Origin of the sequence: Erwinia sp. PPS120 (genome assembly GCF_047918655.1) — a bacterium.
Classification (GTDB): Bacteria; Pseudomonadota; Gammaproteobacteria; order Enterobacterales; family Enterobacteriaceae; genus Erwinia; species Erwinia tasmaniensis_A.
Window position 1 is genome coordinate 1 of record NZ_JBLREF010000070.1, and the last position, 9,575, is coordinate 9,575.

Consider the following 9,575-nt stretch of genomic DNA (forward strand, 5'->3'; position numbering starts at 1 on the left):
AACCCATCCCTGGGGGCTTCACTGCCGCATCCCTGCGGCAGAGACCCGGCTTATCTGCTCCGCAACACCGCCTTCTGGCCGCTGAGTGGCCTGCCAGTAATCTGGCTCGGAGCGATCTAAGAACCTACGTCAGGGGCACTGGCTTTACGGCTCTCAAGGTCAAACCTGCATCAGATGCAGCGTGCAATATTGCTGCCCCCTTTCGTCGGTACAGGATTAGTTGAAAATAATTACGGGGCCCAAAATTCGGCGTGGGAACGTTTTTAGCAGCGACGACGAAGCCCGAGGCCAGGCGGGGACCGTTGGCTGAGCGGACCGTCGAACGCAGGGATGCGCGAGCCGAGCCCACACGGACGTGCCTGCGGCGTGTCCGCGTGACAACGGTCCCCGCAGGGCTTTGCACCCGGCCCCCGCAAAAACAGTAAACATCACAGGAGCCAGTCACCGGACACTAAACAAAACCGCTCACCGTCAGCGCTGTTTGGAACAGCGAAGGGGTTCGAACAGCTATTTCAAACGATGATCCGTTTGTGCATCGGGGGCAGCGGAAATCTCAATGCCGCGCGTTTCCCGACCAAAGGAGACCAGAATGCAGATCAGTACCGCTACAATACCCGCCACAATAGCCATTGCCAGACCGTAATTATTGCCGTGCGCCTCGGCCACGGATGACTGCAATGTGGCATTGACCGAGGCAACAAGATTCCCCAGCTGGTATACAAAGCCCGGCAGCACCGCACGGGTATTGGCTGGCACCAGTTCGGTCAGCCAGCCGGGCACCACGCCCCAGGCACCCTGCACCATAAACTGCATCAGGAATGCGCCCAGCCCTATCATCACCGAGCCGGTCGAAAACGCCCACAGCGGCAGAACCGGCAGCGCCAGAAAGGCTGCAATCATAATCGCTTTCTTACGGCCTGTTTTTTCCGACAGCGTGCCAAAAAAGACGCCACCCATCATGGCGGCGATGTTATAGCAAATCGCAATGATACTGACGGTGTGCGGATCAAAACCATGCTGCACCTTCAGGAAGGTAGGATAGAGATCCTGAGTGCCGTGACTGAAGAAGTTAAAGCAGGCCATCAGCAGCACCAGATAGATGCACAGCTTCCAGTGGCTGCGCAGCACCGGCAGCAGGGCGACGCTCTCTTTGCGCGCTCTCGCCGCCAGCCATACCGGCGATTCCGGTACTTTAAAATAGATAAAGGGCAGCAGCAGGATTGGCAGCGCCCCGATCAGAAACATTCCCCGCCAGCCAACAAGGCTGTAGCACAGGCCAAAGACCACCGAGGCCAGCAGATAGCCGCAGGGATAGCCCGCCTGGAAAATACCGGACATCATCCCGCGTGAACGATCGGGAATGGTCTCCATCGCCAGCGACGACGCGACACCCCAGACGCCGCCCATGGCGACACCGTAAATCACCCGGAACAGCAGGAACGCACCGAGCGAGGGCGACCAGGCTGACAGCAGTTCAAACAGGGAGAACATGACAATATTGACCATCAAAATGGGCCGTCGGCCATATTTTTCCGCCAGTCGCCCAAACAGCAGCGCCCCGATGGGCCGCACCGCCAGCGTCAGCATAATGGAAAGGGATACGGCAGGAATGCCGGTGTGGAAATTTGCAGCAATATCACTCAATACAAAGACCAGTATAAAAAAATCGAACGCATCCAGCGTCCAGCTCGCAAAGCTGGCGAACGCCACATTGCGCTGGGTCGAAGTCCAGTTGAACATAGGGGTATCCTGTCTGTCAGCGGTTGGCGTCCCGGTTGTGGGCCGGTAAGATGTTAACTATTTGTTTATAGCATGTGACAACCGACACTATCTGCGTCATTTGTCAGCCTTCGCTTCTGCATGTAAAAAAATGTTTCTGTTCGCGTCATAAAGTGGGCCACAGGCCACGGAGTGCAGATAAGTCCGATCGCCCCATCCATCCCGGTCAGACAGTCCATCCCGCTATGAAGCCCTGCACGGAAGGGGAAGAATGATAATCACTCTTACAAGCTTTATTTTGCTACACTGCAACGCATAAATTACTGTCAGGAGTCCTCACGGCTTGTCGCTGATTCAGATGCATCAGGCCCCCAGCCGCCTTGCCGCCTGGCTGGCCCTGATTGCGCTACTGCTGCTGTTTATCGCCCCGGTGATCTCCAAATCACTGGCGCGTTCTCCTGCCGGACAGACAAGGGTGATGCTCCCCGAACGTGACGCGCCTGCCAGGACGTCGATGGCGGATATGCCTGCTATGACAGCTGGCGACGTGCAGCATCAGGCAATGGCCGATATGCCCGCCAGCGATTGCCCCGGCATGGCCGGGGATAACGCAGCGGTACACACTGCCGGTGAAAAAACGCACCACGCCAAAGGACTGATGGACGACAGCGCCTGTGGCTACTGCGTCCTGCTGGCGCACCTGCCGCTGGATCTCACCAGTTTGCCTCCACTGTGGTCGGCGCTTCAGGCCGCCCGCGCACCCACGGTCGCGCTATTCCAGCCGATTTTCCCTCGCGCTGACGCCTCCTTTTTCCATCCACGCGCCCCGCCGCCATCGCTCCGTTTGTTGAGCGAATAACTCAGTCATCGCGCCTGCCCTTACCCGGCGGGCCTACTGCTTATGCCTGGCAACAGGTGGATGGAAAAATAATGTCAAAATTAGACCTGACGGTGCCTGCGCGCGCCGAAAAGAGCCGTAGCGCGATTTTACCGCTGCTGCGTCGCCTGCATTTTTATATTGGCCTGTTTATCGCCCCCTTTATTTTTATCGCAGCCCTGACCGGCTCACTTTATGTGCTGACTCCCCAGCTGGAAAAGGCGCTCTATGCACATCAGCTCTATACCTCCTCACGCGGACCGGCTGAACCGCTATCCGCTCAGATACGTACGGCGCAGGACTTTACCGGCGGTCACCTGCGCATTCTGGCGGTCCGCCCGGCACCGGCGGTGGGGGAAACCAGCCGCATTATGTTCGCAACGGCTGATGCCGGGCCGTCCGAGAGCATGGCCGTGTTTGTCGATCCCGTCACGCTTGAGGTTCGGGGCATGCTAAAGGTTTACGGCACCAGCGGGGTACTGCCGCTGAGAACCTGGCTGGATTATCTGCACCGGAGCTTGCTGCTGGGTGACGTGGGCCGTAACTACAGCGAACTGGCCGCCAGCTGGCTGTGGGTTGCCGCCATCGGTGGCGTACTGCTGTGGGCCACCTCGCGCGCGCCTCGTCGTCTGCAAAGAGGGGAAAGTCAGCGCGGGCAACAGATCCGTCGTCATCGTCACTGGCATAGCACATCGGGCCTGATACTGCTGCTGGGCCTGGTGTTCTTTTCTGCTACCGGCCTGACCTGGTCACGCTGGGCAGGTGATAATATCGCCTCCCTGCGCGCCCATTTCGGCTGGCTGACGCCATCGGTGAATACCGCGCTACCGCCGCAGACAACCACGCCTGCGCAGGATGCCATATCTGAGATGCCAGCCGCTGAAGCCGCTCATGCTGAACACCGGATGACGGTGATGCCTGTCGATCCTGCGCTCGCGGTGAAGATCAATGCCTCTCAGTTTGACAGGGTTGTGGCCGCAGCACGGGCGGCAGGCATTGACGCGGCAAGGATAGAAGTTCGTCCGGCTCGTGAGATCAATAAAGCCTGGACGGTCAGTGAAATCGATCGCAGCTGGCCAACACAGGTTGACAGCGTTGCCGTCGATCCTCATAGCTTCAGGGTGGTAGATAAGGTTGAGTTTGCCCGGTTTGGACTACTGGCAAAGCTGACGCGCTGGGGGGTGGATGCGCATATGGGGGTGCTGTTTGGCCTGCTGAATCAGCTACTGCTGGCCACTTTTGGCCTGGGGCTTTGCGTGATGATTGTGCTGGGCTATCGCCTGTGGTGGCTTCGTCGTCCGCAGGCCGGAAAGGGGCCGCATCCGGCTGACACCCTGCGCTACTGCTGGCAGCAGCTCACCCTGAGTGCAAAATGCGTCCTGCTGGCTATTGGGCTGACGCTGGCGATAAGCCTGCCGGTGATGGGTGTGAGCCTGGTGATACTGTTACTGATTGATGCTGCTATCTGGCAGCGGGCGGTAAAGGCACAGGGTTAGGGAGAGCATCAGCCACAGTAGCATAAGAACGGGTAGCTGCCGCTGGGATGCGGCGGCGAACCCGGTCCTCCCTGAAAGCAGAAAGTCAGGATCGCCGCCCTTTTCATCAGGTAAGCGCGCGTTCAATCATCGACAGCAGCAGTGCGTTATCCACTTTTTGCAGGACATGGATCAGCCCACCGGCAGGCGCATCAATGCCGACATTGACCCGCAGCGGCTGACGATAGCGCCATGATTTACCCCGCGTCAGCCCGGGCCGCAGCTCGACGTCGACAAAATAGTCCGCCGCCTTCGCCACCTGCTGATTTAACAGCCAGGCAACCACCAGCGCGTCGTGGATCCAACAGCCCGGTAAATGACGGGTGTGAATGGAGTAATCCAGCCACGGACGGAAGGTTTCGGTCACAAAGCGCGCCAGCGGCGTATCGATGACCGCAATGCGATCCAGATCCTTGTGGGTCATCATCGTCCGGGTCGTGACGTCCATTGGCACCAGCGTGATATTGGCTCCGCTGGTCAGCACCTGATGAGCGGCTTCAGGATCGAGGCCAAAATTGGTGTCCTTGATATAGTCGTCCAGCGCAAACACACCGCCCATAATGGCGATCTCCTGCACCGCCTCCGCCATCTCCGGGTAGCGGGCCAGCGCCCGCGCGACATTGGTCAGGGGACCAATAGCGACCAGGGTGATTTTCCCCGGATTGGCGCAAATCAGCTGGCCAATGGCGTCAGCAGCATCCTGTTCCGGTGGCGCATAATGCGCGGGTTGCCGCACATCCTGCCAGAGATGGCTTAGTTTGCTGGTATAAACGCGCGTATCCAGCGCTTCCCGCCACGGCCCCGGGGGTTCAGCCAGAGCCTGAACCGCGCCCTTAACAACCGGCACGGCGACGCCCAGCCGCTCAACAAGATCTTTCGCCACGTTAAACCCCACCTCAGCGGGCGTATTCCCCGCCACGGTGGTAATCAATTCTAACGAGAGGTGGGGCGATCCCAGCGCAATCGCTAAGGCCAGCCCGTCATCTACGTTGGCACCGACGATGCCATTTCCTGGGTCACAATCAATAATCAGTCTTTTCATTTTCTTATTATCGTATCTGCACTGCCGTGCCGGTCTTCGCCGAACGTACAGCCGCAGGATTCACCAATTTCAAGCCGATGTAAAAACTCACTCAGCTGCACTTTACCCTCCGACGCCGCAAGCATTTCCAGCGCCTTTTTCGCCATCTCGCTGACCGGCTGACGCACGGTAGTCAGTGAAGGAACGTGAAAGGCTGACTGCTCGGTGCCGTTAAAGCACACCAGCGCCACCTGCGAGGGAACCGGAATATTGTTTTCCGCCAGCGCCCGAATACAGCCAATCGCCTGCGTTTCATTCGATGCAAAAATCGCCCGGGGAAGGCGAGCGCCCTGCATCATCTGCTGCGCGGCCTGATAGCCGCCCTCGCGGGTATAGGTCGCCGGGAAAATCCATTCCGGGCGCTCGGTCACGCCATATTCGCCCAGCGCCTGTCGCCAGCCTGCCAGACGATCCTGCGTATTGAGCATCTCCAGCGGCCCACAGATGATCCCCACATCCTGATAACCGTGACTCAGCAGATGAGCCGTCACCTGATACGCTGCCGCCTGCTCATCAACGCGAAGAATATTGACGTTAAGACCCGGGTCAACGCGATCCAGCATCACAAACGGCGTACCGCTGGCCTGAATCACATCAATATAGGGGTGGCGGTCAACGCTGTTGTAGAAAATCCCGTCAACCTGTTGACTGAGAAGGTTATTGATCAGTTCCAGCTCGCGTACGCGGCTGTCGCCTGCATCCCCGAGCAGCATGACCATCCCGTTGCTTAGCGCCTCCTGCTGGAGGGCGTGAGCGAAAGAGGCAATAAACGCATTGGCAATATTGGGCACCACCAGACCATAGGTTTTGGTCGTACCGGAAGCCAGCGCACGAGCCAGACTGTTAGGCCGGTAGCCGGTTTTCCTGATCGCTTCCTGAACACGCAGGCGAGTTGCAGCGGCAACAGGCCTGGGCCCGTTGTTAATAACGTAGCTGACTACGGCAACGGAGGTGCCAGCCTCCTTCGCCACATCGGACCGCGTGGCACGATTGAGTGTATTCTTTGCCAAAAAGCTGCCCTGTAATTATCACTAACCGGCCCGCAGGCCGGTCGGTGCGACACTCCGTCAGATAGCATCTTCAGGAGCATTAAGATCGCGGCCGCGCGTTTCCGGCGCAACGAACGTGGTAAGAAAGCCAACCGACGCCATACCCGCAAAATAGACGGCAATCGGCCACCAGTGCCCGGTCCAGGAGAGCAGTGCAGCAGCCACCAGCGGCGCTGTTCCTCCGGACAGGATCGACCCGAGTTCTTTCGCGGTCGCCATTTTAGTGTAGCGGTGATTTACACCAAACATCTCTACTCCCCAGGCCGCCTGTACGCCAAAAATACCGAGCGAGGCAAGCGCCATCCCTACCACAATGGTGCTGATGACGATAACCGGCTCGCGGGAATCCAGCAGCATAAAGGCCGGGAAGGCGTAGAGGATCAGCAGCAGGCAGAACCAGCGATAGGTAATGCGGCGGCCGAAGCGGTCTGAAAGCCAGCCCGCAAAAGGAATAATCAGGAAGCCAAGCAGAGAGGCAATAAATACGGCGGTGGTGGCAACGGATTTGTCGATCGCCAGCACTTTAACCACATAGCCAATCATAAAGCCCTGGGCAAGATAAGACGGACCATTTTCGCCAATGCGCAGGCCGAGCATCACCATAAACGAGCGGCTGCGCCGCCAGAAGCCTCGGTGATCGACAGCGGTCGGATACGCCACCTGCGCACTGTGGCGCTGGAAAGCAAGATCGGCTTTTTTACGTTCAAAAACCGGCGTTTCTTTCAGGTGGCGACGGATCCACAGCGCAACCAGAGCAATCAGCGAACTGCACAGGAAGGGAATACGCCAGCCCCACGCCTGCAGCTCATGCTGATCCATCTGCACCACCAGCAGCCACACCAGCGACGCGACCAGCGTTCCGCTGTTGGAACCCAGCGCGATAATTGAGGAGACCAGGCCCCGCTTTTCCGCGGGAGCGTATTCGCCCAGCATCACCGTTCCGCCGGAAAGCTCCGCGCCCGCGCCAAACCCCTGACTAAAACGCAGTATTACCAGGCAGGCCGGTGCCCACAGGCCGATGGAAGCATAGCTGGGGATCAGGCCAATCAGCGTGGTTGATGCGCCCATCAGAATAATGGTGGAGACCATCACTACCTTGCGGCCTTTACGGTCACCGAGCCAGCCAAAGAATAGTGCACCGATTGGACGGGCGATAAAACCGACTGACCAGGTTGCGAAACTTGAAAGGAGTGCCATTTGCGGGGTGATTTCGGGGAAAAAAACGTCGCCAAAGATAATGCCAGCGGCCAGACCGTAGAGTGCGAAATCCGCATACTCCATTGCCGTACCCAGCCAGCAGGAGACGGTTGCCCGCCAGAAATCCTTGCGCCCTTCGGAGGTTGTCAGCCGTTCATCTGCCGCAGAATGGGCAGACTGAGAAGCATCATGCCGAATGCTCTTCGATGTGGACATGAAAAAAATTCCCTGATGTGTGGAGTGATTATTATCGCCTTCCCTGGCCGTTCTGATATTCGGAATGCAATTCGCCAGTGAGGACGTTCTTTTGCTGAGCCATGTTCAAAGGTCAGTAACAGGTTCCCTGGTGTTGGGGATCGTTTTCATTTGTCTCCCGGCCGTTGGTTTTAACTAACCAATCATTTTTAACGAGAAACAATGTAGACCTTCACTTAGCTGGCTTACATCAAGCACCGTGAATTTTTACAACGCCTTCATTGTATCTACGCGCGTAGATAAATCAACATATTAATGAAAATAAATTAGAACACCTTCACATTTATTAAGATTGAAATGAATTAATTTTATTATATAACATGAAGTTAGATGAAAATTATTTTTTCATTGCGCGTGAAAAACATACGAATACAGTGCTGTATCTTCACTAAAGTACAATTTCTGCCGGATAAATGTCTGGCTCAGACTGCTGGCAGCTTAACCTGGGTTTTATGACAAAAGGATGACGAAACACCCCAGGATTAGCCGGAAGATTGCTGACCCGGCAGGAAAAAGCGCCTCCGCTTTGAGATTATCTCCACACCTCAGCACAGCGTGAGTACCAGATAAATATTGAGTCGGGTTTGTATCAGTGAAATAGCGTCTTGTTGCTGACACCTGATCGCCGGGACCGCGTAAGACAGGCACTTGCCCGGAGATCCATACAGAAACCGTCACCTCGCCCCTTCCCGGGTACCGGCCGCTCCCGGTTTTGCCGCCGCCTGCTCTTTTAGCAGATCGATAAAGGCACGCAGCGCAGCGGGAACGTGACGATGCCCCGGATAGTAAAGCGCCAGGCCCGGATAGACCGGACTCCACTCCGTCAGAACGACACAAAGTTCACCTCGCTTAAGCCAGGGTTCTGCCACGCTATCCGGCACGTAAGCAATACCCGGCCCTTTGCTGGCCGCCTCTGCCATCAGCTCCAGATGATCCAATATCAGCGTCCCTGCCGGAAAGATCTGCCTTTCAAAGCCGCGACGGGCAGCCTCCCAGCAACAGGGTTTACCGCCGGGCAGGCGAAAACAAATGCAGCGATGCCTTTACGCTGGTGCAGGCCGCACTTCGGCAAAAAATAACCGCGCAGGAGGCGCAAAAGACGACGGCGCGCTCGAAGGATATCAGCGGCTGATAAAGGCCGCAGTACGGCGCCCGGCGGGGGATGTGGAAGGATAGAAGCCCCGTAAAATTTTTTAGCGAACTAATATTATGTCTAAAAAAGCGACAAGCGATTGTTTTCTACTGGATTGCAGCATTGAGTTACATTATAATCCTGCGCCTCGGCCCCTTAGCTCAGTTGGTTAGAGCACGCGACTCATAATCGCTTGGTCACTGGTTCAAGTCCAGTAGGGGCCACCAAATTTAATGATGAAAATCATGCAGTTAAGCCACCTTTCAGAGGTGGCTTTTTTGTAACTGGTATTCACTGTCCCCTTTTTGTCCCCCCAAGATTCAAAAGCTGGACAGCAGCATCTATCATTTGTGAACATAAGACGCTGGAACTAACTCAATGCGTAAGGAATACCCAATGATTTATGATTGTTTTTTATACTATGATGAAGATATGCTGCTTGATATCAGACTAAATACTCTGGACGATGCCGTAGATCATTTTGTCATTGTCGAATCTACTCATACATTCACTGGGAAACCTAAGAAATTAAATTTCGACATAGATAAGTATGAAAGGTTTAAAGATAAGATTATTTATGTTGTCTTTAATGAGTTACCAATCCTAAAAGATGGTAAAGCAGGAAATTATGATGCTTGAGCAAACGAGGCTGCAACAAGAAATGCTATTATGCGAGGATTAGAAAAAGCCAAGGATGAAGATTTGATATTAAATAGCTGTTCCGAATAAT

General features: G+C 55.9%; 8 protein-coding genes and 1 tRNA gene. 4 read left to right on the forward strand and 5 right to left on the reverse strand.

All coding sequences use genetic code 11. The features are described from left to right. Window positions 1-507 precede the first annotated feature (507 nt). On the reverse strand, window positions 508-1,740 hold the full coding sequence (locus tag ACLRGG_RS20990) for an MFS transporter (protein WP_416251538.1): 1,233 nt from the start codon (window positions 1,738-1,740) through the stop codon (window positions 508-510). 322 nt (window positions 1,741-2,062) lie between these two features. On the opposite strand from ACLRGG_RS20990, the gene ACLRGG_RS20995 reads away from it, so the two are divergent. Both ACLRGG_RS20995 and ACLRGG_RS21000 read left to right on the forward strand, forming a co-directional pair. Continuing rightward, window positions 2,063-2,578 carry a DUF2946 domain-containing protein gene (locus ACLRGG_RS20995; RefSeq protein WP_416251539.1) on the forward strand — a complete coding sequence of 172 codons (516 nt, stop codon included), beginning with the start codon at window positions 2,063-2,065 and terminating at the stop codon, window positions 2,576-2,578. Between the two features lie 71 nt (window positions 2,579-2,649). Further along, window positions 2,650-4,092, forward strand: coding sequence for a PepSY-associated TM helix domain-containing protein (locus ACLRGG_RS21000; RefSeq protein ID WP_416251540.1), 1,443 nt, complete (start codon window positions 2,650-2,652; stop codon window positions 4,090-4,092). 106 nt (window positions 4,093-4,198) lie between these two features. Here the strand turns inward: ACLRGG_RS21000 and ACLRGG_RS21005 are convergent, their stop codons facing one another. The 4 genes from ACLRGG_RS21005 to ACLRGG_RS21020 form a co-directional block, all read right to left on the reverse strand. After that, entirely contained in the window at window positions 4,199-5,173 is a 975-nt protein-coding gene (locus ACLRGG_RS21005) for a nucleoside hydrolase (protein WP_416251541.1), read from the reverse strand. Further along, the gene (locus ACLRGG_RS21010) at window positions 5,170-6,222 is read right to left on the reverse strand and encodes a LacI family DNA-binding transcriptional regulator (RefSeq protein WP_416251542.1); all 1,053 of its coding nucleotides are present in this window, start codon (window positions 6,220-6,222) and stop codon (window positions 5,170-5,172) included. The genes ACLRGG_RS21005 and ACLRGG_RS21010 overlap by 4 nt, the downstream gene beginning before the upstream one ends. Window positions 6,223-6,279: 57 nt before the next feature. Then, a complete protein-coding gene (locus ACLRGG_RS21015; protein ID WP_416251543.1) occupies window positions 6,280-7,674 on the reverse strand; it encodes an MFS transporter in 1,395 nt (464 codons plus the stop codon). A gap of 713 nt (window positions 7,675-8,387) precedes the next feature. Further along, a complete protein-coding gene (locus ACLRGG_RS21020) occupies window positions 8,388-8,744 on the reverse strand; it encodes a LysR substrate-binding domain-containing protein (protein WP_416251545.1) in 357 nt (118 codons plus the stop codon). Between the two features lie 251 nt (window positions 8,745-8,995). On the opposite strand from ACLRGG_RS21020, the gene ACLRGG_RS21025 reads away from it, so the two are divergent. Beyond that, a tRNA-Ile gene (locus ACLRGG_RS21025) sits at window positions 8,996-9,072 on the forward strand. A gap of 151 nt (window positions 9,073-9,223) precedes the next feature. Next, window positions 9,224-9,484 (forward strand): hypothetical protein, encoded by a 261-nt coding sequence (locus tag ACLRGG_RS21030; protein WP_416251544.1) that lies wholly within the window; start codon window positions 9,224-9,226, stop codon window positions 9,482-9,484. Window positions 9,485-9,575 lie beyond the last annotated feature (91 nt).

Excerpts from the sequence above, each read along its gene's own strand:
- ACLRGG_RS20990 (WP_416251538.1), bottom strand. The coding sequence starts at position 1,740 with ATGTTCAACTGGACTTCGACCCAGCGCAATGTGGCGTTCGCCAGCTTT.
- ACLRGG_RS21000 (WP_416251540.1), top strand. The coding sequence starts at position 2,650 with ATGTCAAAATTAGACCTGACGGTGCCTGCGCGCGCCGAAAAGAGCCGT.
- ACLRGG_RS21005 (WP_416251541.1), bottom strand. The coding sequence starts at position 5,173 with ATGAAAAGACTGATTATTGATTGTGACCCAGGAAATGGCATCGTCGGT.
- ACLRGG_RS21015 (WP_416251543.1), bottom strand. The coding sequence starts at position 7,674 with ATGTCCACATCGAAGAGCATTCGGCATGATGCTTCTCAGTCTGCCCAT.
- ACLRGG_RS21030 (WP_416251544.1), top strand. The coding sequence starts at position 9,224 with ATGCGTAAGGAATACCCAATGATTTATGATTGTTTTTTATACTATGAT.